The organism is Aquimarina sp. AD1, from assembly GCF_003443695.1.
GTDB lineage: Bacteria > Bacteroidota > Bacteroidia > Flavobacteriales > Flavobacteriaceae > Aquimarina > Aquimarina latercula.
On record NZ_CP031966.1, the window covers coordinates 3,880,322 to 3,901,211 of the forward strand.

Annotated in this window: 6 protein-coding genes; 4 read left to right on the top strand and 2 right to left on the bottom strand. The window is 36.3% G+C overall.

The features are described 5' to 3' along the window. Positions 1 to 36 precede the first annotated feature (36 nt). Together D1815_RS16740 and D1815_RS16745 are read left to right on the top strand one after the other, a co-directional pair. Positions 37 to 14,976, top strand: coding sequence for a T9SS type B sorting domain-containing protein (locus tag D1815_RS16740; RefSeq protein WP_118388342.1), 14,940 nt, complete (start codon positions 37 to 39; stop codon positions 14,974 to 14,976). Between the two features lie 5 nt (positions 14,977 to 14,981). Then, positions 14,982 to 15,959, top strand: coding sequence for a type IX secretion system membrane protein PorP/SprF (locus D1815_RS16745; protein ID WP_118388344.1), 978 nt, complete (start codon positions 14,982 to 14,984; stop codon positions 15,957 to 15,959). Between the two features lie 54 nt (positions 15,960 to 16,013). On the opposite strand, the gene D1815_RS16750 is transcribed toward D1815_RS16745, so the two are convergent. Beyond that, entirely contained in the window at positions 16,014 to 16,412 is a 399-nt protein-coding gene (locus tag D1815_RS16750) for a DoxX family protein (protein WP_199726729.1), read from the bottom strand. Positions 16,413 to 16,447: 35 nt separating this feature from the next. Further along, positions 16,448 to 17,602 carry a DNA polymerase III subunit gene (locus D1815_RS16755; protein ID WP_118388346.1) on the bottom strand — a complete coding sequence of 385 codons (1,155 nt, stop codon included), beginning with the start codon at positions 17,600 to 17,602 and terminating at the stop codon, positions 16,448 to 16,450. Between the two features lie 204 nt (positions 17,603 to 17,806). Here D1815_RS16755 and pgk point away from each other — a divergent pair, with 204 nt between their 5' ends. Then, positions 17,807 to 18,994, top strand: a complete 1,188-nt coding sequence (gene pgk, locus D1815_RS16760; RefSeq protein ID WP_118388348.1) for a phosphoglycerate kinase — start codon at positions 17,807 to 17,809, stop codon at positions 18,992 to 18,994. A gap of 218 nt (positions 18,995 to 19,212) precedes the next feature. Beyond that, positions 19,213 to 20,844 carry a LysM peptidoglycan-binding domain-containing protein gene (locus tag D1815_RS16765; protein WP_027394487.1) on the top strand — a complete coding sequence of 544 codons (1,632 nt, stop codon included), beginning with the start codon at positions 19,213 to 19,215 and terminating at the stop codon, positions 20,842 to 20,844. Positions 20,845 to 20,890 lie beyond the last annotated feature (46 nt).

A 20,890-nucleotide genomic window follows, 5' to 3' on the forward strand; every position in this document is an offset into this window, starting at 1 on the left:
TAGAATGAATAACTCAACTCAAATAAAAAGCAGCTTATGAAAACACTATTCCCCAAAAAAGCTGTACTGTTAATATTATTTATTATCAGTACCATAAGTAATATAAGTGCGCAAGAATCGGTCCCTCTTACTCCAAGACCAGGAGCTCAATTCAATAATATTAGAGGAAACATGGTAATGACCGGTAATGATATTGTCGGTGTAATAGAAGATGATAATGGGACCACCTTTACCAATCCAAATAGGAATTATAATGGTAATGATAATAATGGTAACTATGTTACGGCTTTTATAGATGTTGATAATGATGACTCTACTTTTAGCTCTAGTGAAGCGGGTTTAACTGTACCTAGAGAAGATTGTAGCCGTTTAGTATATGCCGGATTATATTGGTCGGCTAATTATTATATGGCAAGAGGTAATAGTCCAAATAATTTTAGTAATAATGAAATATCTAGTAACTCGGATACCAATACAGCTTTAATAATTAATAACGGTCCTCTCGCTCAACAGTATACTGCCAGAAACTCGGAGTTTAGTAATGACAATTCTGATATACAAAGAAATCCTGTAACTTCATATTTAGTAGTAGCTCAACCTGTCAATGGTTGTGGGATTACTAATGGAGCACAGCTATCGGGGAATATAGCTGTGATTAGAGATGGTGGAAGCTGCTCACTAAGAGAAAAAGTAGTTAATGCACAAAATGCAGGTGCGGTTGGAGTTGTAATAGTAAATGATGGAGGGCTTTTGCCTAGACTTACAGGGAATGGTCCGGCAATAAACATTCCTTCTGTATCAGTAGGGAATGATGATATAAATAATGCCAATTTTGCCGGTGGAGATTTAATACCTTTACTGCAGGCACAGAGTAATGTAGTTCTAGCTACGCTATCAACGGATGAAGGAAATGATATTTTAAACAACCTACCCCTTACAGATCCAAGAAAACAGGGTCCTGCAGATTTTAGAGATATAAAATTTAAGGTACCAGGAGGAACATATGTAGATGTAACGGCAAGCAGTGTTGTTTTTGATGGATATAGAAATACACCTACGAATCCTTTAGGAGATAATGCAAATGACGAACTTCCTTATGTTTGTTATGCGGATGTAACAAGTTTATTAGATCCTGACAATAATTTTGGTACTTATACGGTAGCTAACATGAATGCTACACAAGGTTTTACCAGTGGTGGTGATGGTGCCTGTGGAGGTTGGTTTATAGTTGCTATTTATGAAGATCAACAAGAATCGGCTAAGTTTATTAGTACGAGTGATGGGTTTGTTCAGATTTTTAGTGGTCAAACTCCATTACAGTTTACCTATAGTGGGTTTACGACACCTACAGGAGCTAGTGAACCTGTTAATGTAAGATTTGGTACTTCTTCATTAGAAGGTGATACTAGTTTGGGTGGAGATGAATTAAGAATAGTGAATACATCTGGAGGACTTACTGCCTTAGGACAAGGAAATGCAAGTGCTAATCCAACGACTAATTTTTTTAATGGATCTATATCTTTTGATGGTAATTATATTACAGACCGAACTCCTAATTCGGAGAATACGCAAGGGTTTGATATGGATTATTTTGAACTTCCAAATGTCACAAAAGATCTTGTAGGTAATGGACAAACATCTGCGACGTTTGAGTTGTTCACAGATCGAGATCGATATAGTGTTTTTTTTAATGCTTTTTCTGTTACTATTATAGAGCCTGAACTAAGAATTATTAAAAAGGTTTTTGATTTAGATGGTACTACGGAAATAACCGGAAATAATGTCGAACTGGGAGATGAAGTTTTTTACGATTTAGAAATAGAAAATATTGGTAATGAAGATTTTGTTGATGGAACAGTTATTATCACAGATATATTACCCCCTAATACAAATCTATTAGGAGTAGTTGATGCCACGTTACCACCTGGAGTAACTTATACAGAAACGTCACCAGGTGTACTAGAGTTCAATATACCTGCAAGTATTGTAGAAACTAGAAATGACGAACCAGTTGGAGTTGGAGATGGGCCAATTTTTATACGATTTAGAGCACAATTAGTAAGTAGTTGTGAAGAATTAAGAGATGCTTGTTCCGATGTTATTACAAATTCTGCCACGGCTACCTATACTGGATTACAGTCTGGTACTCTTGGAAGTACTACTAGTAGCTCTCAATTAGGAGTTTGTGGAGATCAATTAAACGAAGCTTCTAATATACTTGTTAATGTTCCTGCATGTCAATTAGACGTAACTTTTTGTGATGATGAGTTACTTTTAGTTGCAGGTACAGGTTATAATCAATATACTTGGTCGGGGCCTGGTATTGCTACACCTGTAGTTACTACGGTTAACTTTTTTAATGTACCAAACCCTCAAACAGGTGTTTATACAGTTATTAAAGAAGATACAGATGGTGTTGACCCTAGTTGTATGTCTCTTACAGAAGAATTTACAGTAACTGCTTTTAGAGATATTACGAATCCTGTTCTGGATTATGTAAATGGCACGACCATAGTTACTGAAGATTGTAGTGGTGTTCCTATACCGCAAATTTTATTGTGTGGTGATCAGACACAATTACTCGAAACTAATTTTGATCCTTCTAGCTTAGATGATATTTCTTGGCAACGACTAACCCCTTCGGGATCATGTGTTTTAGATCCTAACGATCCTTGTTCTCTGTTAGATGGTAATTGTACTGATGCCAATTGGGTTGAGGTTACAGGAGGAGATACAGAAGATTATACTGTTTCTGAAGCAGGTGATTATAGAATTCTTGCAGAGTTTGATGGTGGATGTATTATACCATTTTATTTTAGTGTATTTAAGAACGATTACCAACCAGACTTAACCATGAACCCAATAGAATGTGGTAGTGATGGTAGTGTTAGTGTAATAAATGTACCTACTAATTTTGCGTTTAGTTTAACATCTGGAGGTCCTTATACAAATACCACTGGTGTTTTTCCTATATCTACTGCCGGTGATGTTACTGTGTATGCGATTGATACTACTTTTCCAGGATGTGAGTATTCTGAAACAATAAATGTTCCTTCGATTGACCCAACATTTAGTGTTACAGGAGTTGACCCATCTTGTGTTAATGATGATAATGGAACAGGTTTTGGAAGAATTAATATAACTGTTACAGGTGGAATACCTGAATATCAATATACGATTTCAAGTGCTGCATTAGGAGCCGCAGATCCTATAATTGTACCTAATAGTAGTGCAAACAACGGTAATTATACACAAAATAATTTACCAGCAGGTACGTATACTGTAGAGGTAATTTCAAATAGGCCGACACCAGAGTGTGTTTTTGATGCAACTGTTACGATTAATCCTGCTCCAGCTTTTGACGCGGAAGTAGTATTATTAGCACCTGAAACTTGTGATAGTGGAGCTTTAGTTCAAGTAAATGTTTTAAATGGTTCAGGTGATTATTTATATGATAACGGTGATGGTAATTTTGTAGCGTGTAATATTTTCGAGATTCCTAGTCCTGCAAATCCAGCTACTACATATACATTTAGAATAAGTGATAATAGTATTCCTAGTGGTTCACCAGCTTGTGTTATTTCTGCAAGTATTGATAATATATCACCATATGAGCCAATTGTAATTGACAATGTTACTGTTACTCAACCTCCTTGTCCTGGAGATACAGGACAAATACAGGTAGATGTTTCACCAACGGTAGCAGGAAGATTATATACATATCAACTTTGGGATTGTGCTGCGGATCCAAATTGTGGTAACGGTATTAGTGATCCTGCTGATCCGAGTGATGAAGATCCAAGTTTATGGACTTTGGTTAATGATATTAGTTCTACAGGAAGTCAAACGATTACATTTACGGGAGTTCCTGATGGTAATTCATATGTAGTTCAAGTAACCCATGCTAATACTACACCTGCAATTACAAATCCTGACTGTTCTTTTCCAGTACCAGAGGCAATAATATGTCCAGTTACACAATATGGATTTTCTATTAGTTCCCCAACAGGAATCACAGCTGATGTGACTCTTGAAAGACCATTAAGTTGTATCGTTGGTAGCGAAGACGCTATTATTCAAGTAGATAATATAGCAGGAGGTTCTGGTTCTTATGAGTGGAGTTTAGATAATGTTACTTTTACAAATGTAACAACTACTCCATTTGATATTTTGGTAAGTATAGATGGTTCTTATACAGTATACATTAGAAACCAAGGAAGTGCAGATTGTGCAGCTCCGTTTGCTATTGATGTACCTGCACTTGTAGCTATTGATTCTATTACCTTTACGGATGGAGACGGTGATTGTACAAGTCAAAGTTCAGAAGTAAGTTTCGAAGCGCAACCAGCATTATCAGCTGCTGATATAACAGCTGGAGTTGTTTATGAATATGATGTCTCTCCTGATCCAGCTACAGGAACAGGTGCTACAGGAAACACAGGGTTTTTAACTACAAATAGTTATACAATTGCACAAGGAGTAACTTACACTGTTACTGCAAGAAGAAGTGATGATCAATGTACATTTAGTGATGATTACAGAGTAGATGTAATTGATCCTATAGATATAACTAATGCAGTAGAAACTACACCTGTAGTTTGTGTGGGCGAAAGTAATGGAGCGTTATCTTTTACGGTAACAAATAGTACTTCTTTTGATTATACAGTTACACTTGGAGGAACTACTGTTGACTCGGGGAATGGTATTACTACAAGTCCGGTAAATGTTACAGGATTAGCCGCAGGAACGTATATTATTACTGTTACAGATACTAATCCAGGAGGTTCAGGTTCACCGTTAAACTGTTCTGATACAGCAACTGTAGATATAACAGAGCCAGCAACACCACTTACCTTTACCACAGTGGCTACTGAGACTAATTGTGGTGCCAATACTGGTACTATTACGGTAACTGCTAATGGAGGAAGAGGAAATTATCAATATAGATTAGTAGATAGTGGAGGTGGAGTAATTGTCGATTACCCTAACACAAATAATGTATTTACAGGCCTTGTAGTTGACACATATACTATTTTTGTAAGAGATGGTAATTCTGCTGCGGCTTGTGAAATTAATAATACAGAATCAATTACTCAATCTGCTTCGCCTACAATAGCATTGGCAACAGGAGGAGATAATTGTTATGATGGAACGGATCAAGCAACTCAATGGGTAACAATTACTCCAGGAATACCTACTCCTTTAGGTCCTTTTGAGTATAGTCTTAATGGAGGAACAGGAGTTTTGATAACGTTTTTACCGGTAGCAACACCTGCTCCAGCAAACACATTTGAGATTCCTAATCTAACGCCAGGAAATTATACAGTAGTTGTTACAAATACAGCTACAAATTGTTCTACTGCGGCATTACCGTTTACGATAAATCCGGAACTGACGATAACTGCAGATTTGGCTAATGATATTAATTGTAATGAAGATGCTAGTTTAACTTTTGTTCCTGTAGGAGGAAGTACAGTGTATACGCAGTTTGATTTATATGCTCAAGGTTCACCACCAACATTAGTACAAGCTAATATTACATCTCCTCATACAATTTCAACACCAGGAACATATGTTGTTCAGGTTACAGATGATCAAGGATGTACAGCTTTCTCTAATCCAGAGACGGTTACAGCATATGAAGCTATTGCTACAAGTGCACCTGTAATTACAAATCCAGATTGTCCTACTGATAACGGAAGTATAGAAATTACGGTTACAGCAGGAGAAGGACCATTCACGTATGTGTTGGATGGAGACGCAACTACTACGCAAGGACCAACAGGAACTGGGCCAATAACGTTTAATAATGTTCCAGTAGGACCACACACAATAACTATTACTGATGGATCGGGAGCTAGTCCTGCTTGTACATTGGATGTCAACGCCACAATTGTTGCTCCAGTTGCAATAACAGCGGATATAGATATCACTCAAGAATATAGATGTGATGCAACAGGATCGAGTACAACTCCTCAATTAGGTACGATTACAGTATCTAACCCCGCAAATGGTACTGCACCATATGCATATAGTATAGATGGAGTTGACTTTAGTAATACCACAGGAATATTTACAGGATTAACAGATGGAACCTATACATTATATATTAGAGATGCTAATACGGTATCCTGTCCAATAAACTTAGGTCAGTTAACAATTGATCCACTAGTGCAAGTAACAGATTTAGAATTTGCTGCTACACAAGTTCAATGTCCTGCTTTAGAAGCAGATGTTACATTGACTCCAACTTTAGATGGAACGAGTACTGTAATGTATGAAATTACCGCTCCAATAACAGTAGGTCCTCAGGTATCTAATGTGTTTACGGGTTTAACCTCTGGAACAACATATACATTTTTAGCTAGAACAGATACTGACGGATGTGTATATACTGAAACATTTACAGTCCCTACTATTGATTTAATAGCAGTGAATGCTACTATTGTAAATGAACCTTTATGTAATGGACAAAGTACAGGGGAATTATCATTTACAGTTTCAGGAATTGATTTGACTACAGAAACATATGAATATGAGGTTTCTATTGGTGGTACTATTGTTGCACAGGCAACAGGTCAAAATGCCGCAACTATTCCAACAGGTGATATACTAGCAGCTGGAACATATGATATTTTAGTTACAGATGAAAGGACTAATTGTACGGCTACAGATCAAGTAATTATTGGAGAACCTGACGTTATTACTTTTACTATAGATCCTATTGATCAAGATTGTGTTGCTAATACAAGTACAGTTAGCATTAGTAATGTGATGGGTGGAAGTGGTGTTGGTTACACTTGGATATTAAATGATTCAGGAGGAACTGCTGTTGGTCCAAGTAGACCAGTTACTGATCCTTATTTAAATGTTCCGAACGGAACAGGATATCAAATTATAGTAACAGATAGTAACTCTTGTGTATCTGCTACACAAACTTTAGATATTAATCAATTACCACAGATAGCAGCTACAGTAGATACTGGTTCTGATTTCTGTTTAGATGATGGAACGGTAAGTTTTACTATAAACATTGACGGAACAAACTCTGGAACCCCAGATTACATTTATAATGTTGCATTAGGTGGAACGATAGTAATACCTGACACTAATGTGGGTGCGCTTACTACTTTTACTACAACGCCTGCATTAACACAGGCAGGAACATATACAATTACAATAACAGATAGCAATGGTTGTCCAGTAACACTTACGGAAACTATTGCAGAGGCAGTTTCACTTGATGTTACTCAAGTAGCAGATATTGCGTGTAATGCCGCAGGTGTTCCTCAAGATGCTTCTTTTTCTTTTGTTGTGAATGGAGGATACACGCCTTATGACATTGCGGTTTCATTTAATGGAGGTGCTTTTGTAGATCACATTACTAATGGTACTACACCATTTGTTGATTATGTAGCTACTTCAGGAGCTGGAACTTATATTTTTAGAGTTACTGATGATAGAGGATGTACATTTACTACTTCTCCTTTTACAGTTACAGATCCGGCACCAATTGCAATAACAGCGAACGATGTTAATGTAGATTGTTTTGGAGATACAGGTACTGCTGTAATTATAGTTAATGGTACAGAAACTCCTTATGAAATTGATTTCGAGAATACAGGAACTTTTGTAACGATTACAGGAACACAAATAACTTTCCCTAATCTTTCAGAAGCAGTGTATGATTTTACTGTAAGAAGTGCTAGAGGTTGTCTTGAAACAGGTACAGTAGAGATAATAGCTCCAGATGAGATAGTAGAGGTAAGTAGAGTGGAAACACCGGTTACCTGCGGTGGATCTGTTATTGTTACCGAGTTAGGAGCAATAGATTTAGAAATTGCAGGAGGTACAGGACCATATACGTATAGTTTGGTAAATGCTGTTGATTTTTCTACTATACTTAGTACAGTAGGACCGACAGCGTCAACAACAGTTCGTTTTGATTCCCTAGATTTTGGTCAGTATTTCATTTTTGTAGAAGATGATAATGGTTGTGTTTCCAACCCGGACCCTATTGGACCATTTAATATTTTTTCTCCACCAGATGATTTGATCCAATCTGTAGTGCCAACAGGGAATTGCCTTGACGGTGTTATTTTTGATATTAGTGTACAAGGCGGTTCTGGTGTTGCAGCGATTCCGGTTAATCCACCACCTGGATTTGATATTCGAATTGTAGGAGAGACTGGACCATTGGGTACGTTTGTACCTTTAAATGATGAACCTTTAAATGCTACCGTGGTAGACGCAACAACACCAATAAGAATTCATCGTTATGGAGGGATGACGGCAGGTGTTTTTGATGTTCTTCAGTTTAATAGAACTTATATCTTAGAAGTAAGAGATAACGCTACGGGTTGTTTATACCAAGAATTGGTGCCACCGGTAATGCCTCCGTCTGATCCAGACATTCTTAATTTTACATCAACAGATGTTACATGTAATGAAGCACCAGCATTGGATGATGGGGAAATAAGTTTTGAGATTTCTGGTTATGATCCTACTGTTACATCTGTTTCGTGGGAAGTATTTGATCAGTTTACAAATGTTTCTTTAGGAGCTGCTTTTTCGGGTACTTCAGCGGTAGTATCTCCTGCGACGGTTCCAGTAACCATTTCTAATTTCCCTCCGGGAAGATATTATGTTATAGTTAGAGAAGATAATGGAACATTATGTTCGAACAGACAAGAGTTTGAAATTGATCTTCCAGATCCACTAACTTCTGTAGCTACCAATCTTACCGCAGCTAATAGTTGTGGTACGAATGCACAGGTAATTATGGATACTGATGGCGGTACACCTTTTGGAATACCACCAACTACGGATGGATATACATATGCTGTAGTGGCCGATGGTGCTGGTGATCCAGGTACGTATCCATTAAATGATAACACAATTGATCTAGGTAATACTGCGGGAGATTTTGATATTTGGGTAGCAGATCTTAATGGATGTAGTTTTGGTCCTGTAGATGTTACCGTAGTGGTAAATCCATTACCAACGGTAGTAGCCGATTTTGTAGATGATTGTGCATATGACAATAGCAATGTAATTGATGTAGATGGAACAGGTTTAGGAACATTATTGTACCAAATAGATGGAGGAACTGCTGTTACAGGTAGTATAGATAACAATAACCATCAGTTTATAGTATCTACTCCAGGAACCTATACAATTACAGTTACAGATGAGTCTGGTTGTTCTGTCTCTACACCGGTAACAGTATATGACGAATTGGTGGTAAGCGCTACATTTACAACAGCTCCAGATTGTGAAAACGCGGATGGAGAAATAACAGCAACTATTACATCTGGTAATGATCAAGGAGCTTTGACATTTGAACTACAGGATTCCTTTGGAGGTGTTGTTCAAGCAGGAGTTGTAGGAACGAGTCCATTCGTATTTACAGGAGTAGCACCAGGAGATTACGTTGTTGTAGTTACCGATGCCGGAAGAGGAACAGCTCCTTTCTGTTCGTTCTCTGCACCAGTTAGTATTGATGCACCAACACCACCAGTATTAGTGCCAGAAACAACATTCGTTACTTGTATAGGTGATATGGATGGTGTAATAACGGCTGCATTAACAGCGGCATCGACAGATGCTGATCCAGCGGTTATTTATGAATATAGAATTTCTGCACCAGTAGCAAATGTAACTCCATTTCAAACAAGTCCTGTATTCTCAGGTTTGGGTATTGGAACGTATACTATTGAAGTAAGGGTTACTAAGCCAAACGGAGCTTTAAATGTGATTTGTTTGGATACTGAAGATTATATAATCGATCAGCCTACACTAGCTACAGCTAGTGTTACTTTGGAGTCGCCATATGGATGTACTGGTGCTAATGTTAACTTACCTGTAATTACAGTAGATAACTTTAGTGGAGGTAATTCACCATATACAATTTCATATACAGATCCATCTGGAGACGTAGTTGGCCCTGTAGATCCTGCAACATTGGATACGGATACGGGAATAGCAGGTATTCAGATTATAGCAAATGAAGCAGGTAATTATACATTCACAATCTTTGACACTAATGATTGTCCAAATGTATTGGTGCCGTTTAATATACCTCCATTCCCGATAATGACGGACGCGGTAGTTAATCAGGTAACACCAATAGATTGTGCTACAAATACTGAAGAAGTTACAGTTACTGTAACAGGAGGAACAGGACCTTATGATTTTGTTGAAATTAATGGAGCAGTTCCTTCTCAATTAGGAGTTGCGTCAGGAGGTGCTACTACTACTAGTGCATCATTCTTCCTTCCTGGAGTTGGTAATTATATCTTTAGAGTCACGGATACAGGAACTGGTTGTTCAATTGATACAGCTCCTTATGAAATATTGCCATATGATACTATTGAAGCAAATATTGCAGTAGTTACTCCAGATATTCTATGTTTTGGAGATGCTACCGGAAATATTGAACTTACTGTTACAGGGCATACAGGTCCTTATAATTATACAGTAACAAATACGACTACAGGAACCGTTACAGGCCCTATAGGTGCAGATACCACTGTACAGAACCCTATTACCATAACTGGTTTAGAAGCAGGAAGTATTCAGGTTTCAATTATAGATCCTGTTTCTACTTGTAATGATACGTCTAATGTTGTCAATATTGCTCAACCTACAGAATTACTATTAGCCTTAGATTCTAATACTAATGCAAATTGTAATGAAGATGGAAGAGTTGTAGTAACAGCTTCTGGAGGAACATCTCCTTATACTTTTACTGCAACAGATGTGCCAAGTGGAGGAACATTTACAACTACAAACACAACAGGAATATTTGATTTACCTGTTACGGGCACTAGTACCGATTATACAATTAGTGTTGTGGATGATAATTCCTGTACTTCTAATCCTGCTTCTATAGTGGTTACGGTAAATAGAACTGATAATCCTGTACTTAATCCACTTACGGCGGATGATGTATGTACTCATGATGGAAGTTATGTAATATCTGCATCAGGAACTAGTAATGTTCCGGTACCGCCAGGTTCAGGAATATTAAGATTCCAATTAGATACAGGTGTTATAGAAGATGCTAATAACGGAAGTACTGCGCATACATTCACTGTAGCTACTCCTGGAACTTATACGGTTACTGCATATGATGAAAATGGATGTCCTTCTAATGTGGAATCAATAACGATATTACCAGAATTAACTGCTACTGCAGATTTCACGACGGACCCTACTTGTAGAGATGTTGATGGAACAATAACAGTAACAGTTAATGGTGGATCAGATTTTGCTGTCAATCCAGGTAATTTCACTTTTACCCTAAGAGATGAAGCTACAAACGCAATTGTTGCTGGACCTCAGGTAGGAAATAATATTTTTACTCCAATCGCTGCGGGTGATTATATAGTGGAAATTACAGATGTTAATATCGCTGCGATTACTACGCCGTGTACAATTACAATAGATGTTCCAGAATTAACGGTGCCGTTGGATCCTATTCCATCTGCAACGTCAACTGCTGTATCATGTATAGGAGCGACCGATGGAACAGTTACCGTGACATTACAAACAGGTACTGATTTAGATGGTCCTTACACATATCAAATATATGTTGATGATGGAACAGGAAACCCTGATTTAGCGCAACAGGTTGGAGTTGATCAAATAGATAATCCAGTATTTACTGATTTACCATTTGGAGATTACGTAGTTGTGGTAACCTCAGATAGAAGTTGTTCTGGTCAGGTTGCTATTACGGTTGCGAATGCTACGCAAGTTGCTGTAGCAATTTCTCAAAGTGCATATAGCTGTGCTCCAGATAATAGTTCAGTATTCCCTATAATTACTGTAACAATAACAGCTGGAACTGCACCATATAGTATTTCTTATGAAACACCTTCTGGAGTAGTTGTAACTGAATTAGATATCGCTGACGCTAATTTAGGTACTCCTGAAATAGATTATGAAATTACTGCTGATGAAGAAGGAGATTATTTAATTTCAGTTACGGATAGTAATAGCTGTGCTACAAATCCTGTAACTGAAACGGAAACAGTAGCACCATTCCCAATAATGACAAATCCTGCTGTTGCTATCGTAACAGATATCACTTGTGCTGTTGATGAAGAAGTTACTGTATCTGTACAGGGAGGTTCAGGGGATTTCTTGTTTGAATTAATTGACAATACTGGTACAGTGATTAATCCACCTGCACCTGTAGATACACCTGCTGGTGTGTCAACAGCTAATTTTGTGTTACCAAGACCTTTAGGTATTTATACATTTAGAATTACAGATCAGATTACGATGTGTACGATTACTGTTACTCATGAAATTGATCAATTCGATTTTGTAGAATTGGTAGCTGCTGAGGAAACACCTGAAACTTGTTTAGGAGATGCAGATGGTACGATCAATATATCGATAACTGGATATACAGGACCATATAATTTTACAATTCTTGATGAAAATGGGAATCCAACAGCGTTCTCTGGAACAGGAGATACAACAACGGATCCAAATCCATATATTTTACCGGTTAATTTACCACAAGGTGTATATATTGTAGAAATTGTGGAAACCGCGGATCCATTGTGTACAGAACGATCGAATGTTGTTGCAATTACAGGACCTGGTGCACCAATTGTAACAGCTATATCAGCTATCAACACGGTAGAGTCTTGTGTTCCTGGTAGTGATGGATCTTTCCAAGCGTCTGTTACTGGAGCACAAGGAACAGTTACATATACGTTAACTCCTGGCGCTATTTCTAATACAACAGGGTTATTCGAAAATCTAACTGCTGGATTGTATACGGTTACTGCTGAAGATAGTCAAGGATGTACCGATGATGAGCAGTTTACCATACAGTCACCTAATGCTATAATTGTTGATCCAATAGCGGATAGCAGTGTTACCTGCTTTGAGGATGTTGATGGTAGTATTACTGTTGTTGCTAGTGGAGGTCAAGGACCAGGAACTTATTTGTATACTTTAACATTCCCTGATGGAGTTACTACTAGTGGACCACAGCCTACTAATGTATTCAATAATCTAGGTGCAGGAACTTATACGATTACAGTTTCTGATAATTTAAATTGTACAGCGACAACTACTGCTATTATAAATGAGCCAAATGAAGTTACTGTTAGTATAGATAGTGTTACAGAAGTTACGTGTGATATTAATACAATTGATGTAACAATCAGTGGAACAAGTGATGTAGCAATCATTGAATATTATTACGTTGATCAAGATGGTAATGAAGTAGCAAATGGAGGATCTGGAATTTTTACAGGCCTTGGAGCAGGAGAGTATCAATTCTTTGTAGAGGATGTAAATGGTTGTAGATCTCAATTATCTTCGCCAGTTCCTGTAATACCAATTAATCAGATAATGATTGCTTTAGATACAACTGCTGCAAATATTAACTGTTTTAATGAAGCTACAGCTGTTATTAATGCTACTGTTACCGGAGGTATTGGAGACTATATTTTTGAGTTAACGAATAATACTACTACTCAAACTTGGGGTCCTCAAAATAATAGTGAATTTATTGACTTACCACCAGGAAACTATACATATTTAGTAAGAAGTGATAGAAATTGTGTTGCTCAAGTAGATTTCGATATTATAAATCCTGCGGAGTTTGAAAATATTCCACCTCAAATTACAGATGTGGTTTGTTTCGGAGAGGATAATGGATCTATTATTGTATTTGCGGCTGGAGGTACACCAGATTATTCTTTTGCAATAAGTACAAATCCAGGTCAATTCTTTAACGATGAATCGGACAATGTTCCTAACCAACATACGTTTACCAATTTAGTTCCTGGAACGTATCAGGTATTTGCACAGGATGCTAATGGTTGTGGACAAGTATATGATGTAACTATCGGTGAGCCTGATCAGTTAATGGCTAATATTGTGGGAGCAATAACGCCAGAAACTTGTTTTGGTGATAGTGATGGAGCGGTTACTATCGATATTACCGGAGGTACACCACCGTATTCAACAAATATCACAAATAATGATGGAGATTTTATGGACGGAGTGTTGACTTATATGGACCTTCCAGGCGGAACTACTACGATCTTTATTAGAGATGCTAATGATTGTAGAATAAACTTACCAGTGGATATTCCAGAAGGAGCTATTCTTAATGGAGTAATGAGTCCTAGAGTTGATTGTCCAATAATAAATACAGATGGTTCGATAAATCAACCACCTATATATTACATAGACTTTATTTTAGGCGATGACTCTGTAGACACTGATATTCTTTACAACCTAGTATCACTAGATGGAGGTGTGAGTCCAGGAGATAGTTTATCTCCAACATTCATTGTACAACCAGGAGAATATCAAGGAACTATGACTTATACTCCTACAGGATGTGTGTTTGATTTAGGATCAATAACAATAGAAGAATATATTCCTTTAGCAACACCAATTGCTCAGATGACAAATAATCCTCAGGATCCTAATGAGTATGAAATTATTGTAACAGGAGGTAGTGGAGATTACACTTATTTTGTAGCAATCATACCTAATGGGCAAACGGTGAATGATTTAACCGATGCGGATTATAGAGAATTAGATGATAATATTTTCTCTATTGATGAAACTGCGGAGTATGCATTAAGAGTTGTAGATAATATGGGTTGTGAGGTAGTTGGAGTTCAAGAGTTGATTTTTATTAACATCATCATTCCGAATTACTTTACACCTGATGGCGATGGTACAAATGATACCTGGTATCCTAGACAAGATCCGTTTAGAGATCCATTCTTCTTTGATGATATGGAAGTTAAGGTATTCGATAGATATGGTAGATTATTAGCTGAGTTTGTTGGAGATCAAGGAACCAATAACGGTTGGGATGGAATTTACCAAGGAAGTGAGTTGCCATCAGGAGATTATTGGTTTACCATTATTCTTAATGACATTGATAACAGAGAGTTTACAGGTCACTTTACTTTATATAGATAATAAGTATGAGAACGTACACAAGACATATAATAATAGCTATAGTTTTAATAACAGTTATAGTTGGTAATAGAAGTTATGGTCAAGAGTTTTTTGCACCAGTTCAAAACCAATATATTGCAGATAATCCATATTTAATATCTAGTGCTTATGCAGGTATTGGAGATTGTTGGCAGGTTCGAGCTTCGGGATTTGAACAGTGGGTTGATATTGCTGATGCCCCAGGAACACAGTCAGTGTCTATAGATGGTCGTATTTCTGATCGTTCGGGTGTAGGAGCTATTTTATTTAATGATAAAAATGGAGCAACTTCTCAAAAAGGTGTACAATTATCTTTTGCACACCACTTGACACTAAATGAGTATACCAATCAATACCTATCCTTTGGTATTAGTTATAAGTTTACTCAGTTTGGAATAGACACATCTCAGTTCAATGATGGAGACCCTAATATGCCGCCTAGTGAAAGTTTAGAGAATGTTACAGTAAATAACTCCAACTTTGATATTGGAGTATTGTATCGATTAGGAAGATTCTTCTTAAGTGCTAATGCGGTGAATTTACTACAGAAGCAAATAGATGATTTTAATCCTACGGAACCTTCTTCTATACAGAACTACTATGTGTATTCTGGATATACTTTTTATGATCGCTTTAGCGATATAGAAGTAGAGCCTTCAGTGTTATATCAGAACTTTGCTGGTGATGGTAGAAGTACAGCGGATCTTAATTTAAAAGTACGTAAGTTACATAGAGGAGATTATTATTGGGCTGGAATAAGTTTAAGGTCATTAGTAGATCAGGATTTTAAACCGTTATCTGTTTCTCCGATGATTGGTATTAAAAAATCTAATTTCTATGTTGCCTATGGATATCAAGTAAATGTGAATGAAGTATTTGATGCCAGTAATGCAGCAGGATCGCATATGATTACTTTAGGAATAGATTTCGGATGTAGACAAAGTAAATGTGGATGTACGTATTAAATATAGTATAAGTTTTAAAGTAAACAAAAAGAGCACTTTTATAGTGCTCTTTTTTTATGAGGTAATTACATATAACCCAAAAACAGCTACTATAAAATAGCATGTAATAGTTAAAGCACCTGGATAGTCCTTAGCAACTCGTTGACCAAACAGAAGCATTAAAAGAGTGATACATGCAGCGAACATTGCTGCAATTGCAAATCCAGTATGATTATCCATTATTAAATGATAGATACCACCAATACATAGGATTGAAGTGATGATTTCAATAATTAAAACAGACCCTAGAAGGGTCGGTACCATATTTCTTAAAAATGTTTTTGAAAAATGCTCTTTTAACCAACCTAGATTTCCTTTCCAGTCTGCAATTTTATCGATACCAGATTGTAAAAAAGTGATAAGTAAAAACAGTAAAATCGTAATTGAAACAATATGAGTCATAAAATTGTCCATAAAATTGAGTTTAGTTTTGAAATTCTAAAAAATGCTTATAAAGCTTTTTTATGCAATAATCGAGTAAGTTTAATAGATAGATCAGTCAAGATGATTTTTGCGTTACCATTGCGTTCTATATGATAAATTGCGTCTTGTAATTCATTACTTATATCCATAATATTACCACCGTGAATGAATGGTGCGAAATTCTTAAGCTTAAAACCATTAGTTTTGGGTTCGAGGAATACAAGATCTTCTGCATTATAATTTAATAATAATGCTTGTCTAAAAAAATCAAGACAATAGTTTAAAAACCTTTTTTGTGTTTCCCTTCCTGATCCTGCGATAGATTCACTCCAATTGATTAAATCATTCACTGCAGATTTATTTCCTTTAGCTCTAAAAGCTGTTCGCACCCATTGTATAAACCAGTCTTCAAACTGTTCATCACCACCATCGTGATGTAATAGGTGTAATGCTTTACTATAATTTCCATTTGCTTGGTGTGCAATTTTTAAAGCTTCTGTATCAGAAACATTTTCCAATGCTTTTAAGGCATCTTTTATAACTTGTTCACCCAAAGGAGGAAAGTGTAGTACTTGACATCTAGACCTTATGGTTTGTATCAATTGCTCCTCGTTTTCCGTAATTAAGATGAAAACGGTTTTTTCTGGAGGTTCTTCAATTAGTTTAAGCAGTTTATTAGAAGCAGCGATATTCATTTTGTCAGCCATCCAGATTAGCATGACCTTAAAACCACCTTCGTAACTTTTTAGTGATAACTTCTTTACAACATCCAATGCTTCATCAACACCAATTTGTCCTTGCTTTTTTTCAATACCTAATGAAAGGTACCAATCAAAAATACTTCCATAAGGATTGTCATTTATAAAAGCTCTCCATTCTTCAGCAAAGTGATTCGCAGTAGGATGTTTTTTTACTTTATCATTAGTAGCCACAGGATATGCAAAATGCAAATCGGGATGTGCTAAATGATCAAACTTTATATTACAAGAGGAATTACCTCCGGTGTTCTCACCTTCTTTATTTTGACATAAAATATATTGAGCATAGGCAATAGCCATAGGTAGGGTGCCACTACCACTAGGTCCTACAAAAAGTTGAGCATGAGGAATACGACCTCTTTCTACACTAGTGGTGAGGTAGCTTTTGATATGTGAAAGCCCTAATATTTTTGAAAAAAGCATAAAGCAAATATAATTTAATAATGTACAATATGTATCGCGTGTAATAGATATAAATAAAATGTGATTTTTTCATTGAAAGCTCTCTTTTTGCTAAAAATCGATAAAAGTGGAAGTTTGCAGAAAAATTAGTTTAATTTTTCAATTTGTTTTCAGTGTTTTTGAGGAAATAAAATTATTTTCGTTTACCAAAATCAATCCAATCCGATGAAGACAATTAATGATTTCAATTTTGAAAATAAAAAAGCATTAATCAGAGTAGATTTTAATGTTCCACTTGATGAAAATTTTAAAGTAACTGATAACACGAGAATTCAGGCTGCTAAACCAACTATTATTAAGATATTAGAAGATGGTGGAAGTGCTGTTTTAATGTCGCACTTAGGTCGTCCTAAAGGAGTTCAGGATGAGTTTTCATTAGATCATATTGTAGAGCAAGTTGCGGATGTAATTGGGGTACAGGTGAAATTTGTATCTAATTGCGTAGGAGAAGTAGCAGAAGCAGCAGTTGCACAATTAAACCCGGGAGAGGTATTACTTTTAGAAAACTTAAGATTTCATACGGAAGAAACAGCTGGTGATACTAATTTTGCAGAACAATTGTCAAAACTAGGAGATGTTTATGTTAACGATGCTTTTGGAACAGCGCATAGAGCACATGCCTCTACAACGATTGTGGCGCAATTTTTTCCAGAAAATAAATGTTTCGGAAGTTTATTAGCAAAAGAAATAGAGAGTATTGATAAGGTACTTAAAAGTGGAGAAAAACCAATTACGGCTGTTCTTGGAGGCTCTAAGGTTTCTTCTAAAATTACAATTATAGAAAACATCCTTGATAAAGTAGATAATTTGATTGTTGGTGGAGGGATGACGTATACATTTATTAAAGCGCAAGGAGGAAAAATAGGAGACTCTATTTGCGAAGATGATAAACAAGAATTAGCATTAGAGATTTTAAAGAAAGCTGAAGAAAAAGGAGTGCAAATACACTTGCCGGTTGATGTAATTGGGGCAGATGCATTTGATAATAATGCTAATACAAAGGCAATGAGTGTAGATACAATTCCTGATGGGTGGCAAGGATTAGATGCAGGACCAGAAACGATAAAGAATTTTCATCAAGTAATTCTAGATTCTAAGACAATACTTTGGAATGGACCTTTAGGTGTTTTTGAAATGGAAAATTTTGCTAATGGAACAATTGCCTTAGGACATTCTATTGCCGAAGCTACAGAAAAAGGAGCTTTTTCTCTTGTAGGTGGTGGCGATTCTGTTGCTGCGGTAAAGCAATTTGGATTTGGTGACAAAGTGAGCTATGTTTCTACTGGTGGAGGAGCGATGTTAGAAAGTCTAGAAGGAAAAACACTTCCGGGTATTGCTGCTATAGAAAATTAACAATCGACTAAATTATTGTAAGAAAAGTCTTAATAAACTCAAAAGTTATTAAAAATCAGTCGTTTCGACTGATTTTTTTATGTTTTTAACTTGTTGATTTTTTGCGTTTTAGAAAAAAAATGCGATTTTCGCAGCAGCGTTGTTAATAACTTGTTGAAGGTTGACACTATTTACCATTAAATATCCGTTAGTTTGAGTAATTGTAAACAATATCTGAAATGATTAAAAATTGTTGGTTTTATCTTAGTTTTCTTTTTTGTCTAGTTTCGTTACAAGCACAAGATACAATCCCATCCGTAAGCTCTAAAGCGAAACCTTCAAGAATAGTGACACTTGATAAAGAATTAACATTACAAAAAGATACAGTTCAGGTAGTAGATACCACTAAAGTTATTAGTGCGGTCGGAGAGCTTAAAACAACTACATTTACTAAAACAAGTGTTAAAGATAGTGTGATGTATGCGATTGAGGATCATCCTCAATTGGCCAAGTTAGATTCTATTTGGAAACAAGAATTGTATAATTCTAGTTTGTTTGATACTATTTATAAATCAGTTACCGAATTGGATTATAAGCCTGTCGAATATGTAGATCTTCCAACAGATACATTAAAGGCCAGATTAGCAAGATTAAATGCACGTACACCTTTTAACGTTGAATACAATACCTCATTAGAAAGTGTGATTAAAAATTACCTAAAAAATCGCCATGAGCATCTTGAGAGATTGATGGCATTGAGCGAGTTTTATTTTCCATTATTTGAACAAGAATTAGATAACCAAAATATTCCATTAGAAATAAAGTATTTAGCCATAGTAGAATCTGCGCTAAAACCTAGAGCGAAATCAAGAGTTGGAGCTACAGGATTATGGCAATTTATGTTTGGAACCGGAAAAATGTTTGGATTAGAGGTAAGTTCATATGTAGACGAACGAATGGACCCTATTATGGCTACGCAGGCTGCTTGTAAATATTTGGCAAGTCTTTATCGTGTATTTGGTGATTGGGATTTGGCATTAGCATCTTATAATTCAGGACCAGGAAATGTAACAAAGGCGATCAGGCGAAGTGGGGGATACACAAATTACTGGAATATTCGTCATAATCTGCCAAGAGAAACTGCGGGGTATTTACCAGCATTTTTAGCTACAATGTATATTTTTGAATATGCGGAAGAACATGGTTTTAAACCAAGAAAACCAGAATTTGCTTATTTTGAAACAGATACAATTAAAGTGAAGCAGATGATTACCTTGGATCAGGTATCCGAGGTTATGGATATTAATATGGAGGAGTTACAATTTTTGAATCCTTCATATAAGTTAGATATTATTCCTCACATAAAAGATGAAAACTATGTTTTGCGTTTGCCGTTGGATCAAGTAGGTAAATTCGTTGCTAATGAAAACCAAATATATGCGCTAGCACAAGAAGAGTTTAATAAGAGAGAAAAACCACTCCCTAAGCTTATTGAAGCTAATGATAAAATAAGATACCGTGTACGTAGCGGTGATTTTTTGGGGAAAATTGCCAGAAGATATGGTGTACGCGTTAGCCAAATAAAACGATGGAATGGGTTACGTAGTAACAATCTTAGAATAGGACAGCGATTAACTATTTATCCAAGACGCCCCGTAGTTGATAGACCAAAAAAGAAAATAAATACACAAAAAGCAGTTGCAAGTACGAATCCTAGTAGTTCCGAAACGTATACAGTAAAATCGGGTGATACCTTATGGAGCATTTCACAAAAATTCAAAGGAGTTTCGATAGAGAATCTGCGAAGTTGGAATAATATCAGCGGTACCGGAATCAAACCTGGTATGAAGTTAAAATTATCGAAATCTTAATCGTCATTTATTGACTAAAAAAATGCAATTGGAACGGTTTATGATG

Coding starts and splice junctions, on each gene's coding strand:
- D1815_RS16765 (WP_027394487.1), top strand. CDS start 19,213: ATGATTAAAAATTGTTGGTTTTATCTTAGTTTTCTTTTTTGTCTAGTT.
- D1815_RS16740 (WP_118388342.1), top strand. CDS start 37: ATGAAAACACTATTCCCCAAAAAAGCTGTACTGTTAATATTATTTATT.
- D1815_RS16750 (WP_199726729.1), bottom strand. CDS start 16,412: ATGGACAATTTTATGACTCATATTGTTTCAATTACGATTTTACTGTTT.
- pgk (WP_118388348.1), top strand. CDS start 17,807: ATGAAGACAATTAATGATTTCAATTTTGAAAATAAAAAAGCATTAATC.
- D1815_RS16745 (WP_118388344.1), top strand. CDS start 14,982: ATGAGAACGTACACAAGACATATAATAATAGCTATAGTTTTAATAACA.
- D1815_RS16755 (WP_118388346.1), bottom strand. CDS start 17,602: ATGCTTTTTTCAAAAATATTAGGGCTTTCACATATCAAAAGCTACCTC.